Below are 17,240 nucleotides of genomic sequence, written 5' to 3' on the forward strand. Positions count from 1 at the left end.
ACTTTGAAATGTTCACGGATTGTTTCGGTTTCCTTTCTGAGCTATGTCACTTTCTTGGCGACGAGATCGTCTTTTCAGAACCGATCGCTGTAGAGATGCCTCATGCTTGACCCTAAATTCGTTCGCCGCGGCCTTTTTCTGGTCTTTATCATCCTCTTCCTCGACATTATCGGCATCGCCATCATCATGCCGGTGCTGCCCGCTTATCTGGAGCAACTGACCGGCGGCAGCGTCAGCGACGCGGCGATTGACGGCGGCTGGCTGATGCTCGTCTATGCCGGCATGCAATTCCTGTTTGCGCCGCTGCTCGGAAACCTGTCCGACCGTTTCGGCCGTCGGCCGATCCTTTTGCTTTCGGTGCTGACCTTCGCGATCGACAATTTCATCTGTGGCATCGCCACCAGCTACTGGATGCTGTTCGTCGGCCGCGTGCTTGCCGGCATCAGTGGCGGCAGCTTCGCCACCTGCTCGGCCTATATTGCCGATATCAGCACGGAGGAGAACCGCGCGAAGAATTTCGGGCTGATCGGCATCGCCTTCGGCGTCGGCTTCACGATCGGTCCCGTCATCGGCGGTTTGCTCGGCGAATTCGGCCCGCGTGTGCCGTTCCTTGGCGCGGCCGCGCTATCGCTGGTCAATTTCATCGCCGCCTGCTTCCTGCTGCCGGAAACGCTGGAGGCGAAAAACCGCCGCCGGTTCGAGTGGAAGCGCGCCAATCCGCTCGGCGCGTTGCGCCAGATGCGCCATTATCCCGGCATCGGTTGGGTCAGCCTCGTCATGTTCCTGTTCTTCCTGGCGCATGCGGTCTATCCCTCGGTCTGGTCGTTCGTCTCGACCTATCGCTACGGTTGGAGCGAGGGACAGATCGGTTTGTCGCTCGGCATTTACGGCATCGGCGCCGCGATCGTCATGGGCCTGGTTCTGCCGCGGATCGTGCCGGTGCTCGGCGAGTGGAAGACCGCTCTTCTCGGCCTCTGCTTCTCGGCCGTCGGGCTCACCGGTTATGCCTTCGCCTGGGAGGGCTGGGTCGTCTATGTCATCATCGTTGCGACTGTCATGGAAAACGTCGCCGATCCGCCGCTGCGCAGCATCGCCGCCGGCATGGTGCCGCCCTCGGCACAGGGCGAGCTGCAAGGCGCGCTCACCAGCCTCAGCAGCATTACCACCATCCTCGGACCGCTAATCTTCACGCAGATGTTCGGTTATTTCACGCGGCCCGAGGCGCCGGTCACTTTTGCCGGCGCGCCCTATCTTGCCGCCGCCCTGTTCATCCTGTTGGCCGCCGGCGTGTTCCTCATGCGGGTCCGGGTCCGTGAGCCTGCCCAGGCGCTGGAAGCGGCAGGTTGATCGATCAGAAACGCTGATGCGATGATGAATTTTTCATCATTTGCCTCATCTGGGGTGGTTCTTTGCGGGGCTTTGCTCTAAGTCCGGATGTTATTTCGCCGCAAGCTGCGGCGACGCATATTTCAATCACAGGACTGGTGTCATGGACACGCCGATCGACACGCGCAGGCTTGCGCCGACAGCCGATAATCGTTGGGGCGCACATTTCCGTGCAACGCTGGCGCTCGGCATTCCGCTGATCGGCGCGCAGCTTGCCCAGCTCGGCATCAACACCACCGACGTCATGATCGTCGGCCGGCTCGGCGCCGAGCATCTAGCGGCGATGGTGCTTGCGGCGCAGTTCCTGTTCACGATCCTGATCTTCGGCTCGGGCTTTGCCATCGCCGTCATTCCGATGGTGGCGCAGGCCTATGGCCGCGGCGACGTCGTGTCGGTGCGCCGGTCGCTGCGCATGGGTCTGTGGGTGGTGATCGCCTATTGGGTGATCATGCAGCCGGCCTTCTTCAATTCGGAGCAGATCCTTCTCTTCGCGCAGCAGAAGCCCGAGGTGGCCAAGCTCGCCCACGGCTACATCATGATCGGCCAGTTCGGCGTGCTGCCGGCGCTGCTCTTCAACGTCATGCGGGCGCTGGTCAGCGCCATCGGCAAGGCGGGTATCATCCTCAACGTCACCATCGCCACGCTGGTGATGAACGCGATCTTCGCCTATATCCTTGTCCTCGGCCATTTCGGCTTTCCGGCGATGGGGCTCGAAGGTGCTGCGATCGTTTCGGTCGTCGTGCAGACGGCCGGCTTCATCTTCATCCTGGCTTTCGTGCAGCGGCGGGAGGAGACTCGGCGCTACGAGATCTTCGTGCGGTTCTGGAAGCCCGACTGGCATGCGCTGCTGGAGGTCATCCGGCTTGGTTTCCCGATCAGCGTCACCATCCTTGCCGAGGTCAGCCTGTTCACGGTGGCTTCGCTCCTGATGGGCTATATCGGCACGATCGAGCTTGCGGCTCATGGCATTGCCCTGCAATGGGCCTCGATCGCCTTCATGATCCCGCTCGGCCTCAGCCAGGCGGCGACGGTGCGCGTCGGTGTCGCGCACGGGCAGGGTGATTATCAGGGGCTGGTGCGCGCTTCGATCACGGTGCTCGTCCTCGCCTGCGCCATTTCGGCGGTGGGTTCTGTGCTCTTTGCCACCATGCCGCAATTCCTCGGCAGCTGGTTCCTCGACGTCAATGCGGCCGAGGCGCCCGAGGTCCTTGCCTATGCCGGGCCGCTGATCGTCGTTGCCGGGCTTTTCCAGCTCGTCGACGGGCTGCAGGTGATCGCCAATGGATTGCTGCGCGGCCTCAAGGACGCACGCGTGCCGATGATCATGGCGTTGATCGCCTACTGGCCGATCGGCTTCTTCCTTGCCTGGGCCTTTGCCTTCCCGCTGGGTTTCGGCGGCATCGGCATCTGGTTCGGCTTCCTCGTCGGGCTGGCCGCCGCCGCCGTCATGCTCTGCGCGCGCTTCTACCTTCTCCTTCGCCGCGAAGGAGTGACGGCCGGCGCCTGATATCTCCTGGTCAGGCTGCGACCGGCTTGTAGCCGGCGATATCGGCGCTGATGCCGAGCCGTTCGAACATTTCCTGCGGACTAAGGTTTGCCGTCGCCCGCGCGGCGGCGATCGCTGCCTGCGCCTGCTCGAACGCCTCGGCATTTTCCCATTCGGCGATCGTCACGAAGTTGAATTCGCCGGGTCCGGCGACCTGCTCCAGGACAGAGTGTCCGGTGAATCCTTCCTGCGCCTGCAGCATGTGTGCACACCATATGCATCAGGAACTCGTCGCGTGCCGGGGCCGGCACGGCGAACTTGTCGATCCTGTAGAAAACGCCGTTCATCCGGTTTTCTCCCGCATAAATGTTTGCAGGCAGATCTGTAGTTCCTCAAGTTAAGTTGAGGTCAACAGGCGATTAGAGAAAAAGGCCCACTTGGGTGGGCCTTCATCTGAAATGGGCATTGTTTGAAATCAGCGCTCGGCGAGCGCCGGTTCGCCCTTCTTCTCACGCACCATGTTGATGAAGCGACGGAAGAGATAGTGGCTGTCCTGCGGCCCCGGAGAGGCTTCCGGATGGTGCTGGACGGAGAAAACCTGCTTGCCGAGGACACGCAGGCCGCAATTGGTGCCGTCGAAAAGCGAAATATGAGTCTCTTCAACACCATCTGGCAGCGACTTCGAGTCGACCGCGAAGCCGTGGTTCATCGAGACGATCTCGACCTTGCCGGTGGTATGGTCCTTGACAGGGTGATTGGCGCCGTGATGGCCCTGATGCATCTTCTCGGTCTTCGCGCCGAGTGCGAGGCCCAGCATCTGGTGGCCGAGGCAGATGCCGAAGACCGGGATATCGGTCTTAACAAGCGTCTTGATCACAGGCACGGCATATTCACCGGTTGCCGCCGGATCGCCCGGGCCGTTCGACAGGAAGATGCCGTCCGGCTGCATGGCGAGCACGTCTTCGGCGCTCGTTGCCGCCGGCACAACAGTCACTTTGCAGCCGAGGCCGGCAAACAGGCGCAAGATGTTGCGCTTGACGCCGTAATCCAGGCAGACAACGTGGTATTTCGCCTCCGTCGCCTTGAGTTCACCGTAACCTTCATTCCACACCCACGGCGTTTCGGTCCATTGCGAGGACTGGCCCGACGAGGCAATCTTGGCGAGGTCGAGACCTTCGAGGCCGCTCCAGGCTTTGGCTTCAGCCTTCAGCGTCTCGATGTCGAAGACGCCGTTCGGGTCGTGGGCGATCACCGCGTTCGGGGCGCCGTTCTCGCGGATCCAGGCGGTCAGCGCCCGCGTGTCGATGCCGCAAAGGCCGATGACGCCGCGGGCCTTCAGCCATTGGTCGAGGTGTTTGGCGGCGCGGTAGTTCGAAGGGTCGGTGATGTCGGCCTTGAAGATGACGCCGACGGCGCCGTGACGGGCGGCAGGCGTCAGATCCTCGATGTCTTCATCGTTGGTGCCGATATTGCCGATATGCGGGAAGGTGAAGGTGACGATCTGGCCGAGATAGGAGGGATCCGTCAGGATCTCCTCATAGCCGGTCAGCGCGGTGTTGAAGACCACTTCGGCCGGCACCTTGCCGGTGGCGCCGATGCCCTTGCCTTCGATGACCGTGCCGTCGGCAAGAACGAGCAGGGCGGTCGGCTTCTCGATTGTCCAGGGTGCTGTCGCGGTCATCTTCATCCCGTTTCCGGCGTTCGGTGCGCGCGTTGCCGCGGCTCGCCGCCTTTTGATCTCGCAGGCGCGTGGACGCGGCAATGCCGCGCGCTTCAGGCCTGATCACGAATTTTGGTGCAGGTGGCGGTAAATAGCCACGCAATCGCTTAGCGTCAATCTTTGTAGCCGAGATTGCTGCCATTTTCCTGCGCTTTATCGCACTGACCGCGCAATTTATTTGATCCCCCGCATCAGCGTGGTTTATGAAGCGGCATCAAAACAGGAGTGAAGACCATGCTGCGCGATCAACTCGCCACCCAGCTGAAAGAGGCGATGAAGGCCAAGAATGCAGAGCGGCTTTCCACCGTCCGGCTGATCCAGGCCGCGGTTAAGGACCGCGATATCGCCAATCGCGGCATTGGCAAGGAACAGGCGAGCGACGACGAAATCCTGCAGATCCTCGCTAAGATGGTAAAGCAGCGCGACGAATCGGCAAAGATCTACGAGGAGAATTCCCGGCCGGAGCTTGCCGCCAAGGAGCGTGCCGAAATCATCGTCATTCAGGATTTCATGCCGAAGCAGCTTTCAGACAGCGAAGTGCGCGCCAACGTCTCGGCGATCATCGCCGAGACGGGTGCAGCGGGCGCCAAGGACATGGGCAAGGTGATGGCGGCGCTGAAGGAGCGTTATGCCGGCCAGATGGATTTTGCCAAGGCGTCGGCGACCGTCAAGGAACTGTTGAACGGATAAGCCTCATATGACGAGCCTTGCCTGCGGTTCGTTACGAACCGCAGGCCCGAGCACCGCTTCCGCTGCGGCATCGATGATGGCGAATTTCGCCGCCTGATAATTCCAATATTCGCCGATGAAGTGGCCCGACAGCCAGAAGTCGCCCTTGCGGGAGGGTTCTGTCCAGCCAACGCTTTCCATGGTCGCTGCCTGCGTCAGAAGCCGCTTCAGGTGGGTGTTGGAGATCATGAACTGTTCACGGATTTCCCTGAGCGACAGAGGACCGAGAACGGCGCGGTCGGCCGTCCTTGGAAATTCCGGAAGCCGCGAGATCAGGTAGTCCATCACCAGGCCGCCGGAATTTGCCCAGTTGAAGAGGTTGAAGGTGGCGCCCGGATTGCGCACCGCTTCACTCCCGATGATCGCCCTTGCGATCAGCGGCTGGATTGCTGCCATCATCGCAGAGGGATCGGCGGTGATCTTACCGGCGCGCTCACCGCTGTCGAGACTGTCGAGGATCCTCATATGGGCGACGAGCCATCGGGTGAAATGCTGCTCGGCGATTTCGGTGGGCTCGAGGTAGCGTGTGCGCTTGTCGGGGCCGGGGACCGGTCGCAGGAAGCGATAGGCCAGCATCTCCTGCATGAAGGCCGCGGCCGTGTTGCGGCTGGCGATGTCGTTCCTGACCGCAAAATCGATGAAGCGGCCGGAATAGAGGCCGCCGCTCTTCCCGTCGTCGGAATAACCGTAATGAAGCGCGAAGCCGGCATGGGCCATCAGCCAGCGCTGCTGCGCGGCGAAGATCGAGGCGATGCGCGGGCTCTCACGATAAATGGAGAGCATCTGATCGGCGCAATGCAGGATGGCAGCGAGAAAGCGATCGTCTGCTGCAAGATTGTCCGCGGTAAAAGCCATTTGGAGAGGTCCAGGGAGTTCGGCGCATACATCTTTCATGCGAGCGCCGCCTGTCAACGGTTTTGTTAATAAGCGGTTAATTTCAAAGGGAGAGTTGTCGCAGGGAGAGCCAAAAATTTAAGAAGGCAGGAGCTGGGGGCGCTCCTGCCTTCTTGCTCTTTGCTTCCACCGGCACGCAGGGCCGAAGCCCAAGCCGGAGGGTATTTGCAAAGGCACCCTTGCGAAGCGGCGCCGGGGGTAGGGATGGTGCTTCGCTCGGGGATCGCTTTGTTGAGATCGAACCTATTGCGGTGCGGCGGCTTATTCAAATTACAAAAAAATAATAATTGCCGGAATCGGCGGTTTGGAGGCGTCGAAGCGGACTCTCGGGAGGTGGCGCGGAGGTTGATGAGGCGCAATCATCCGAGGTGCTAATCTTTTGTTTCTAAAAGGGATTCTTCGTCTCCGTCAGAGACCGCTGCGCTTGCTGAAGTTTTTCTGCCGGCGGAATTCCGGCTCTGAAGGGACAATAATGTCGCACCCTGTCGCAGGGGGCGATAACGCGTTGTTGATCGGATAACCGGAGCCGCCGATGACGGCCACATAGCCTGTGAATAGCGGGTTTTCATGACAAGTTTCGTGGCATGGAGCGGCAAAGCAGCTTATATGGAGGTTGGCCAAGAGGTATAAATGCGCTTTTCCAACACCTTTCTCGATGATATCCGCGACCGCGTTCCGATTTCGAACGTGATCGCGCGCCGCGTGAGCTGGGATAAGCGCAAGACGAATGTGTCGCGCGGCGATTACTGGGCCTGCTGCCCGTTCCACGGCGAGAAATCGCCGAGCTTCCACTGCGAGGACCGAAAGGGCCGCTATCACTGCTTCGGCTGTGGCGTCACCGGTGACCATTTCCGCTTTCTCACCGAGCTGGAGGGCCTGAGTTTTCCCGAGGCAGTGCAGCAGATCGCCGATATGGCAGGCGTGCCGATGCCGCTTGCCGATCCTGTGATGGAGAAGCGCGAGAAGGAGCGCGGCTCGTTGATCGACGTCATGGAAATGGCGACACAATTTTTCCAGGATCAGTTGCAGACGGCAAATGGGGCGAGGGCGCGCGCCTATCTGCGCGACCGCGGATTGACGGGGCGCACCATCGAGACCTTCCGTCTTGGCTATGCGCCCGACAGCCGCAATGCGCTCAAGGAATTCCTCGCCGGCAAGGGTGTCTCCAAGGACCAGATCGAGGCCTGCGGTCTGGTCGTCCATGAAAACGTGCCGGTTTCCTACGATCGTTTCCGCGACCGCATCATGTTCCCGATCCTTTCGTCGCGGGAAAAGGTGATCGCTTTCGGCGGCCGCGCCATGTCGGCCGACGCGCCGGCGAAATATCTGAACTCCAACGAGACGGAGCTCTTCCACAAGGGCAACGTCCTTTACAATTTCGCCCGTGCGCGGCGCGCAATCCAGGGACCGGGCCGCGGCGATTCTCAGGATGACAATGCGACCGGCACCATCATCGCCGTCGAAGGCTATATGGACGTGATCGCGCTGCATCAGGCGGGCATCGAGAATGCCGTCGCGCCGCTCGGCACAGCGCTCACCGAAAACCAGCTCGAGCTGCTCTGGAAGATGGTGCCGCAACCGGTGCTTTGCTTCGACGGCGACGGCGCCGGCATCCGCGCCGCCAATCGCGCCGCCGAACTGGCGCTGCCGCATCTGAAGCCCGGCCGTTCCGTTCGCTTCGCGCTTCTGCCCGACGGCAAGGATCCCGACGATCTCGTGCGCGATGACGGGCGCGCGCCTTTCGACAAGGTGATGAGCCAGGCAAAGCCGCTCTCCGAGATGCTTTGGAGCCGGGAGATCAACACCGGCAAGTTCGATACGCCCGAGGCGCGCGCCGAACTGGAGGCGCGGCTGAAGCAACTGGTCGCCGTCATCGCCGACGAGAACGTGCGCCGCCACTACCAGCAGGATATTCGCGACCGCCTGAATGCCTTCTTCCAGCCGCAGTTCCAGAACCGCAACAATGGCGATCGCCGTGGCGGCTTCAACGGCAATGGCAATTACCGGGCGGGCCGCGACAATGCGGGCAAGGCAGGGCCGAAAAGCCCGAGCGTCATTTCCGAAAGGCTCGCCCGCTCGGGCCCCGTGCGCGGCCACCAGAACAATACGGCGCTGCGGGAAAGCGTGCTGGCGCTGACCGTCGTCAATCACCCCTCGCTGATGATCGACGATTATGACGAGATCGCCGCGATCGAATATGACAGCCGCGAGCTGCAGCGGCTCTGGTCGGCGATGCTGGGGGCAGCCGCGGCCGTCGCCGGCCCGCATCTGACGCGCGAATATCTGACCGAAAGGCTGGAATTCGAAGGCTTCGGCCCGCTCATCAAGAGCCTCGACCAGCAGGTGCGCAATGCCCGGCTGTGGATCGCGACCGAGGAGGCGGCGATGGAGGACGCGCGTGAGGGATACCGCCAGGCGCTGGCCTCCCACAAGCGGGCGAAGGCGCTGCGCCGGCAGAAGATCGAGCTCGAGCGCGAGATCGCGCTGGCGACCGAAGCCGGCGACGGCGAGGCGATCGTTCAGCTGATGCGAGCGCAGCAGGAAGTGCATTTCGAAGGGGTGCGCCTTGAGAACCAGGAGGCAATCATCGATGGCTTCGGCGTGCTTTCTGGCCGCGTCAAAGGGGCGGCGAACCACTGATGTCGCTGACTGAACGGAATGAACCGGGTTTTTCCGCTTCCGGCGCGTTGTTTTCTTCCGGCCGCTCGCCGCTCGATATTCTCAAGCAGGTCTATGGCTATTCCTCCTTCCGCGGCAAGCAGCAGCAGGTGGTCGAGCACGTGGTTTCCGGCGGCGATGCGGTCGTGCTCTTTCCGACTGGTGCGGGCAAATCACTGTGCTTCCAGATCCCGGCGCTTTGCCGCGATGGCGTCGGCATCATTGTTTCGCCGCTGATTGCGCTGATGCGCGATCAGGTTGAGGCGATGAAGCAGCTCGGCATCCGCGCTGCGGCACTCAACTCGTCGCTGTCGCGCGAGGAGTTCGTCGAGGTTCGCCGCGCGCTTTCGGCGGGCCAGCTCGACCTTCTCTACGTCACGCCCGAGCGCATTCTGACCGATGGTTTCCGCGAGCTGATCGCCAACGAGAAGATCGCGCTGTTTGCCATCGACGAGGCCCACTGCGTCTCGCAATGGGGCCATGATTTCCGGCCGGAATATCGCGCGCTCGGCCGGCTCGGCGAGCAATATCCCGGTGTGCCGCGCGTTGCGCTGACTGCGACGGCCGATCCGCACACACGCGACGACATCATCGAGCGGCTGGGGCTCGATGCCGCCCAGATATTCACCACCAGCTTCGACCGACCGAACATCGCCTATGAGATCGTCGAGCGTGACCAGCCGCGCCAGCAGCTGTTGCGGTTCCTGTCCGGCCACAAGGGCGACAGCGGCATCGTCTATTGTCTGTCGCGCGCCAAGGTCGAGGATACGGCCGAATGGCTGAACGGTCAGGGCATCCGCGCGCTTGCCTATCATGCCGGCATGGACAGGTCGGTTCGTGACGCCAATCAGGATGCCTTCCTCAAAGAAGAGAACCTTTGCCTGGTCGCCACCGTTGCCTTCGGGATGGGCATCGACAAGCCGAATGTGCGTTATGTCGCCCATCTCGATCTGCCGGGCTCCGTCGAGGCCTATTATCAGGAGACCGGGCGTGCCGGCCGCGACGGCCTGCCGTCCGAGGTCTGGATGGCCTATGGCATGGCCGACGTGATCCAGCGCGGCCGGATGATCGATGAGGGAAATGCCGCCGCGGAAATCAAACGGGTCGAACGCGCCAAGCTCAACGCATTGCTGGCGATCTGCGAGACCGCCTCCTGCCGCCGCCAGGCGATCCTTGCCCATTTCGGCGAGGCGCATGCCGGCCATTGCGGCAATTGCGACACTTGCCTGAAGCCGGTCGAGACCTGGGAGGGCACGGAGGCGGCGATCAAGGCGCTGGCCGCCATCTATCGCACCGGCGAGCGTTTCGGCGCTGGCCATGTCGTCGACGTGCTCCTCGGCAACGTCAACGAAAAGACCGAACGTTTCGGCCATGCCGAAATGCCGGTCTTCGGCGCCGGCAAGGATATTCAGGCGCGCGTCTGGCAGTCGGTCTTCCGCCAGTTGCTTGCCATGGGATTGATCCGCGTCGATCATGAGGCTTACGGGGCGCTGAAGCTGGAACCGGAGGCGCGCGCCGTCTTCAAGCACGAGCGACAGGTGTTCTTCCGCAAAGACCGGCCTGCCTCGGAACGGCGCACGAAGAAGGCGGAGCGCAGCGAGCGCAAATCGGGACTATCAGGCGCAGACGGCAGTCTCTTCGAGGCGCTGCGGGCCGAGCGTATGGCGATTGCGAAATCGCTCGGCGTGCCGCCCTATGTCGTCTTTCCCGATACGACGCTGATCGCCTTCGCCACCGAGAAGCCGCGCAGCCGCAAGGAATTGCTCGCCATATCAGGTGTCGGGCAGGCGAAGCTCGAACGCTACGGCGATGCCTTCCTGGAGATCATCCTGGCGCAGGACAACGGCCCGCCTGATCCTTGAGATCGGGCGAGGGGGCATGGTAGTGCTGCCTCTGGAGGAGGAGCGCCGATGGCCCAGAATATCTACGACCGACCGGAATTCTTCGCCGGATATAGCGGCATGAGACGATCCGTTCACGGGCTCGACGGGGCGTCCGAATGGCCGGCCGTGCGTGCGATGCTGCCTGATCTTGCCGGCAAGCGTATCGTCGATCTCGGCTGCGGCTTCGGCTGGTTTTCGCGTTTCGCCGCGAGCCAAGGTGCTGCAAGTGTGCTGGCGCTCGACATCTCCGAAAAGATGATCGCCAGAGCGAGGGCCGATACGGCTGAAGCCGTGATCACCTACGAGATCGCCGATCTCGAGCATCTCAGGCTTGCTCAAGCTTCTTTCGATTTTGCCTATAGCTCGCTGGCGCTGCATTATATCGAGGATTTCGCCGGTCTGGTCGCGACGGTCCATCGCGCGCTTTTGCCGGGATCGCAATTCGTCTTCACCATCGAGCATCCGATCTTCATGGCGCCGACCCACCCGGCCTGGGCGGCCGATGCCGAGGGGCGGCGCATCTGGCCGCTCGACCGCTATTCCGTCGAAGGTCCACGCACCACCGACTGGCTCGCCAAGGGTGTCGTCAAGCAGCACCGCAAGCTCGGCACGACGCTCAACACCTTGATCGCGGCCGGTTTTGCCATTCGCCATGTCGAGGAGTGGAGCCCGAACGAAGATGAGCTCCACGACAATCCAGATTGGGCGGAGGAGCTGGACCGGCCGATGTTCGTGCTGATCTCGGTCCAGCGCTGAAGAAGACAAGCAGATGGTGATATGCTAACTCGGCTGGCGCATCGGCCCGAAATTGGAATTGATTTTCGGAAAGCACGATGCGCAAATTCAAAGTGTTACGGCGTCCTTTGCGCGTCTGAAAAGACGCGCGGCGCTGTAGAGAAATCTTCACGAAGGGCCGCCCCATGACCTCGCAATTTCTCTCCCATCTTCAAGCTGAAATTTCGGCGCTGAAGGATGCCGGTCTCTATAAATCCGAGCGTGTCATCAGCTCCAAGCAAGCGGGCGAGATCGCGATTTCCACCGGCGAGCGGGTGCTGAATTTCTGCGCCAACAACTATCTCGGCCTTGCCGACAACGAGGAGCTGGCAGAGGCCGGCAAGAAGGCGCTCGACCGATACGGCTATGGCATGGCCTCGGTGCGCTTCATCTGCGGCACGCAGGAGGAGCATAAGCTGCTCGAAGCGCGCATCTCCACCTTCCTCGGCATGGAAGACACGATCCTCTATTCTTCCTGCTTCGACGCCAATGGTGGTCTCTTCGAAACGCTGCTCTCGGAGGAGGACGCGATCATCTCGGACGCGCTGAACCACGCCTCGATCATCGACGGCGTCAGGCTTTCGAAGGCCAAGCGTTTTCGCTACGCCAACAACGACATGGCGGCGCTCGAGGAGGAACTGAAAAAGGCCGAAGGCAGCCGCTTCAAACTGGTCGCCACCGACGGCGTCTTCTCGATGGACGGCATCATCGCCAATTTGGGCGGTGTCTGCGATCTCGCCGAGAAATACGGCGCGATGGTCATGGTCGATGACAGCCATGCCGTCGGTTTCGTCGGTAAGAACGGTCGCGGCTCTGCCGAACATTGCGGCGTCGAGGGCCGAATCGACATCATCACCGGCACGCTCGGCAAGGCGCTCGGCGGCGCCTCGGGCGGCTATACCTCCGCCAAGGCGGAAGTCGTCGAATGGCTGCGGCAGCGCTCGCGGCCCTATCTGTTCTCGAACACCCTGGCGCCCGTCATTGCCGCTGCCTCGCTCAAGGTGTTCGACCTCATCGAAAAAGGCGATGCCTTGCGCAAGCGTCTTTCCGACAATGCGGATCTGTTCCGCACAGAGATGACCAAGCTCGGCTTCACACTTGCCGGCGAAGGCCATCCGATCATTCCCGTCATGCTGGGTGACGCCAAACTCGCCCAGGATATGGCCGGCCTGATGCTGAAGAAGGGGATCTATGTGATCGGCTTCTCCTTCCCCGTCGTGCCAAAAGGCCAGGCCCGCATCCGCACGCAGATGTCGGCGGCGCATTCGCGGGCAGATGTGGAGCGGTCGATCGCGGTCTTTGCCGAGGCAGGGCGGGAACTGGGTGTGATTTGAGAATAGCGTTGCCATCTCCCTCTTCTCCCCAGCGGGGGTCCCAAGGACGGGTCGAGACCCGTGGCTCGACCCAGGCAGAGATGTCCGTCAGGACAGATGAGGGGGAGGAGCGAAGCGACGTTTCGAGCGGTAAGCGAGGAACAAAGTAAGGTTTATATGGCGTGCCGTGCCGCCCCCTCATCCGCCCTACGGGCACCTTCTCCCCGACGGGGAGAAGAGGGAGTCGCAAAGTCGGGCACCAGAACAAGGCGGGATATCGTTGATGTCGAACATGATGAAGGCGCTGGTCAAAGCGAAACCGGAAGTCGGGCTCTGGATGGAGAATGTGCCGGTGCCCGAGGTCGGGCCGAACGATGTGCTGATCCGGGTGAAGAAATCGGCGATCTGCGGCACCGACGTCCATATCTGGAACTGGGACCAGTGGGCACAGAAGACCATTCCGGTGCCGATGGTAGTCGGCCATGAATTCTCCGGCGAGATCGCCGAGATCGGCTCGGCGGTCACCCGCTATCATGTCGGCGAGCGGGTCTCCGGTGAGGGGCATATCGTCTGCGGCAAGTGCCGCAACTGCCGGGCGGGCAGGGGGCATCTCTGCCGAAATACGCTCGGTGTCGGCGTCAACCGCCCGGGCTCCTTCGGCGAATTCGTCTGCATTCCCGAAAGCAATGTCGTGCCGATTCCGGATGATATATCAGACGAGATCGCCGCGATCTTCGATCCGTTCGGCAATGCCGTGCACACCGCGCTTTCCTTTGATCTCGTCGGTGAGGACGTGCTCGTCACCGGTGCCGGGCCGATCGGCATCATGGGCGCGCTCGTCGCCAAGCGATCCGGCGCCCGCAAGGTCGTCATCACCGATATCAATCCACACCGGCTGGAGCTGGCGCGCAAGCTCGGCATCGATTACGTCGTCGACGCATCGAAGGAAAACCTCACCGACGTCATGAAGGCGATCGGCATGACGGAGGGTTTCGACGTCGGGCTTGAAATGTCGGGGGCCGCACCTGCCTTCCGCGACATGATCGACAAGATGAACAATGGCGGCAAGATCGCCATTCTCGGCATCGCGCCGGCGGGCTTCGAGATCGACTGGAACAAGGTGATCTTCAAGATGCTCAATCTCAAGGGCATCTACGGCCGCGAGATGTTCGAGACCTGGTACAAGATGATCGCTTTCGTCCAGGGCGGCCTCGATCTCGCGCCCGTCATTACCCACCGGATCGGCATCGACGATTTTCGTGACGGTTTCGAGGCGATGCGGTCAGGCAATTCCGGCAAGGTTGTGATGGACTGGATGTAGGAAGGACGACATGCGCTATGAAGGAAGCTGCCATTGCGGCAATGTGGCTTTCGAAGTCGAAGGCGAATTCACCGAGGCGCTCGACTGCAACTGCTCGCTCTGCCGCCGGCGGGGCGGACTTCTCGCCTTCGTGCCGCGCGAGAAGCTGGTGCGAAAACACCGGAGGACAGTGTCTCGACCTACACTTTCAACCGGCATGTCATCTGGCATCACTTCTGCGCCAATTGCGGCATTGCACCGTTCGGCGAAGGCGTGGCCCCGGACGGCGCGGCAATGGCTTCGATCAATCTGCGCTGCATTCCCGCGGTCGATCTCGGCGCGCTGACAGTGAAGGCGTATGACGGCGCGGCGCATTAGCCACTATTTCTCAGGCCAGCGCATCGGCCCGAGAATCGGAATCATTTTCGTAAGGCACGATGCGAGGATTGAAAGAGTTAGAGCGTCTTTTGTGCGTCCGAAAGGACGCACGGCGCTCTAAAGGTGCATATACCGTCTGCACAACTGCAAAGATGATGGAAACAACTGGGTACGGCGGGCAAAATATTTGCTGCCCTTGTCTTTTGTTCGCCGCATCTTAAATAAGGCTTCGCGATCGCTGCCGCGGTTCAAAGCCTGTGGATAAGGCTTTTTCCGTATTTTTGTGGGCTTTTTTTCTGGAAAAGCTTGACGAGAACAAAAAATGTGGGAATCACCGTTCGACTTGTTGAATGGTGAACTGGGTCAAGGCGGATCGCGCAACCATGGCCGGAAATCCAAGAGCAAGAAAGCTTTGCTGTCCGGTGCCGGTAATCGTGGTTAATCAGGCTTTAAATGTCATCCCGTTAGGTGGGCAAAGGTGATTCGAGGGCGGCGCGTGCGGCGCGTCAGGCCCTGAGACAGCCCGTTCACCGTAGCGAGATTGGATAGCGTCAGGAAGGCGACGATATAAATGGCAACCAAGGTCAAAGAGAACGAAGACGCGGAAGTCGAACGCGACGGCGCAAGCGACGGCCCTCTTCTCGATCTTTCCGACGACGCGGTCAAGAAGATGATCAAGGCCGCCAAGAAGCGCGGCTATGTGACCATGGACGAGCTTAACGCGGTCCTGCCGTCCGAAGAAGTGACGTCCGAACAGATCGAAGACACGATGTCGATGCTGTCCGACATGGGCATCAACGTCATTGAAGACGAGGAAGCCGAGGAAGCCGGTGCTTCCGGCAGCAGCGACGACGACGACGCCGGCGGCGACGAGGAGAGCGAAGGCGGCGAACTCGCGCCTTCGAGCGGCACGGCGCTGGCGACCGCCAAGAAAAAAGAACCGACTGACCGTACCGACGATCCGGTTCGCATGTACCTGCGCGAGATGGGCTCGGTGGAGCTTCTTTCCCGCGAGGGCGAAATCGCGATCGCCAAGCGCATCGAGGCCGGCCGCGAGACGATGATCGCGGGTCTCTGCGAGAGCCCGCTGACCTTCCAGGCGCTGATCATCTGGCGCGACGAACTCAACGAAGGCACGACGCTGCTGCGCGAGATCATCGATCTCGAAACGACCTATTCCGGCCCTGAAGCCAAGGCTGCGCCGCAGTTCCAGAGCCCGGAGAAGATCGAAGCCGATCGCAAGCTCGCAGAAGAGAAGGAAAAGACCCGTCGCGCCCGCTCCGGCGACGACGACATCACCGATGTCGGCGGCGAAGGCCTGCCTCCCGAGGAGGAGGAAGAGGACGAGGACGAATCCAACCTTTCGCTGGCGGCGATGGAAGCCGAGCTTCGCCCGCAGGTAATGGAGACGCTCGATACGATCGCCGAGACCTATAAGAAGCTGCGCAAGCTGCAGGACCAGCAGGTCGAGCAGCGGCTGTCGGCTTCCGGCACGCTGTCCACTGCCCAGGAGCGCCGTTACAAGGAACTCAAAGATGAGCTCATCAAGGCTGTCAAATCTCTGTCCTTGAACCAGAACCGCATCGACGCCCTCGTCGAGCAGCTCTACGACATCAACAAGCGCCTCGTTTCCAACGAGGGCCGCCTGCTGCGTCTGGCCGAATCCTACGGCGTCAAGCGCGACTCCTTCCTGGAGCAATACCAGGGCGCCGAGCTCGATCCGAACTGGATGAAGTCGATCGGCAATCTGGCCGCCCGCGGCTGGAAGGAATTCGCCAGGGGCGAAAACACGACGATCCGTGACATCCGCCAGGAAATCCAGAATCTGGCGACCGAAACCGGTATCTCGATCTCGGAATTTCGCCGCATCGTTCATATGGTGCAGAAGGGCGAGCGCGAAGCGCGTATCGCCAAGAAGGAAATGGTCGAAGCGAACCTTCGCCTGGTCATCTCCATCGCCAAGAAGTACACGAACCGCGGCCTGCAGTTCCTCGACCTCATTCAGGAAGGCAATATCGGCCTGATGAAGGCGGTCGACAAGTTCGAATACCGCCGCGGTTACAAGTTCTCGACCTATGCGACATGGTGGATCCGCCAGGCGATCACCCGTTCGATCGCCGACCAGGCCCGCACGATCCGCATTCCGGTGCACATGATCGAGACGATCAACAAGATCGTCCGCACGTCGCGCCAGATGTTGCACGAGATCGGCCGCGAGCCGACGCCGGAAGAACTGGCCGAAAAGCTTGCGATGCCGCTCGAAAAGGTCCGTAAGGTCCTGAAGATCGCCAAGGAGCCGATCTCGCTCGAAACCCCGGTGGGCGACGAAGAGGATTCGCATCTCGGCGATTTCATCGAGGACAAGAACGCGCTGCTGCCGATCGACGCCGCCATCCAGGCGAACCTGCGCGAGACGACGACCCGCGTTCTCGCCTCGCTGACGCCGCGCGAAGAACGTGTTCTGCGCATGCGCTTCGGTATCGGCATGAACACCGACCACACGCTCGAAGAAGTCGGCCAGCAGTTCTCGGTCACCCGCGAACGTATCCGCCAGATCGAGGCGAAGGCGCTGCGCAAGCTGAAGCATCCGAGCCGTTCCAGAAAGCTGCGCTCGTTCCTCGACAGCTAAGGGGCGACAAGAACTCTACGATTGCGAAAGCCGGGCTTCATGTCCGGCTTTTGCTTTCGATCTTTGCGCCACTGCCGCACACTTTTGGGC

The 17,240-nt window shown here is 61.3% G+C and carries 11 protein-coding genes and 2 pseudogenes; 10 read left to right on the forward strand and 3 right to left on the reverse strand.

The features are described 5' to 3' along the window. Positions 1-102 precede the first annotated feature (102 nt). Entirely contained in the window at positions 103-1,347 is a 1,245-nt protein-coding gene (locus BS629_RS17300; protein ID WP_018242986.1) for a TCR/Tet family MFS transporter, read from the forward strand. A gap of 142 nt (positions 1,348-1,489) precedes the next feature. Continuing rightward, positions 1,490-2,893: an MATE family efflux transporter gene (locus tag BS629_RS17305; RefSeq protein WP_018242985.1), complete on the forward strand. Its 1,404-nt coding sequence runs from the start codon at positions 1,490-1,492 to the stop codon at positions 2,891-2,893. A gap of 10 nt (positions 2,894-2,903) precedes the next feature. Here the strand turns inward: BS629_RS17305 and BS629_RS17310 are convergent. Both BS629_RS17310 and carA read right to left on the reverse strand, forming a co-directional pair. Beyond that, positions 2,904-3,219: pseudogene (locus BS629_RS17310) on the reverse strand (antibiotic biosynthesis monooxygenase). 128 nt (positions 3,220-3,347) lie between these two features. Next, positions 3,348-4,553 (reverse strand): glutamine-hydrolyzing carbamoyl-phosphate synthase small subunit, encoded by a 1,206-nt coding sequence (gene carA / locus BS629_RS17315; RefSeq protein ID WP_026230698.1) that lies wholly within the window; start codon positions 4,551-4,553, stop codon positions 3,348-3,350. A 273-nt stretch (positions 4,554-4,826) separates the two neighbouring features. Here carA and BS629_RS17320 point away from each other — a divergent pair, with 273 nt between their 5' ends. Next, entirely contained in the window at positions 4,827-5,282 is a 456-nt protein-coding gene (locus BS629_RS17320; RefSeq protein ID WP_018242983.1) for a GatB/YqeY domain-containing protein, read from the forward strand. A 3-nt stretch (positions 5,283-5,285) separates the two neighbouring features. Here BS629_RS17320 and BS629_RS17325 read toward each other — a convergent pair whose 3' ends face one another. Further along, a complete protein-coding gene (locus BS629_RS17325) occupies positions 5,286-6,176 on the reverse strand; it encodes a hypothetical protein (protein WP_018242982.1) in 891 nt (296 codons plus the stop codon). Between the two features lie 669 nt (positions 6,177-6,845). On the opposite strand from BS629_RS17325, the gene dnaG reads away from it, so the two are divergent. The 7 genes and pseudogenes from dnaG to rpoD all read left to right on the forward strand — a co-directional run bounded on the left by dnaG (position 6,846) and on the right by rpoD (position 17,150). Next, positions 6,846-8,855, forward strand: coding sequence for a DNA primase (dnaG, locus tag BS629_RS17335; RefSeq protein ID WP_018242981.1), 2,010 nt, complete (start codon positions 6,846-6,848; stop codon positions 8,853-8,855). Continuing rightward, the gene (recQ, locus tag BS629_RS17340; protein WP_018242980.1) at positions 8,855-10,735 is read left to right on the forward strand and encodes a DNA helicase RecQ; all 1,881 of its coding nucleotides are present in this window, start codon (positions 8,855-8,857) and stop codon (positions 10,733-10,735) included. Before dnaG ends, recQ begins: the two co-directional genes overlap by 1 nt. A gap of 48 nt (positions 10,736-10,783) precedes the next feature. Continuing rightward, positions 10,784-11,512, forward strand: a complete 729-nt coding sequence (locus BS629_RS17345; protein ID WP_018242979.1) for a class I SAM-dependent methyltransferase — start codon at positions 10,784-10,786, stop codon at positions 11,510-11,512. Positions 11,513-11,676: 164 nt separating this feature from the next. Continuing rightward, positions 11,677-12,864: a glycine C-acetyltransferase gene (locus BS629_RS17350; RefSeq protein WP_018242978.1), complete on the forward strand. Its 1,188-nt coding sequence runs from the start codon at positions 11,677-11,679 to the stop codon at positions 12,862-12,864. Between the two features lie 262 nt (positions 12,865-13,126). Next, positions 13,127-14,164, forward strand: a complete 1,038-nt coding sequence (tdh, locus tag BS629_RS17355; protein ID WP_018242977.1) for an L-threonine 3-dehydrogenase — start codon at positions 13,127-13,129, stop codon at positions 14,162-14,164. A gap of 10 nt (positions 14,165-14,174) precedes the next feature. Continuing rightward, positions 14,175-14,521, forward strand: a pseudogene (locus BS629_RS39775) (GFA family protein). A gap of 571 nt (positions 14,522-15,092) precedes the next feature. Then, positions 15,093-17,150 (forward strand): RNA polymerase sigma factor RpoD, encoded by a 2,058-nt coding sequence (gene rpoD, locus BS629_RS17365; RefSeq protein WP_011652885.1) that lies wholly within the window; start codon positions 15,093-15,095, stop codon positions 17,148-17,150. Positions 17,151-17,240 lie beyond the last annotated feature (90 nt).

Origin of the sequence: Rhizobium leguminosarum bv. viciae USDA 2370 (genome assembly GCF_002008365.1) — a bacterium.
GTDB classification, from domain to species: domain Bacteria; phylum Pseudomonadota; class Alphaproteobacteria; order Rhizobiales; family Rhizobiaceae; genus Rhizobium; species Rhizobium leguminosarum.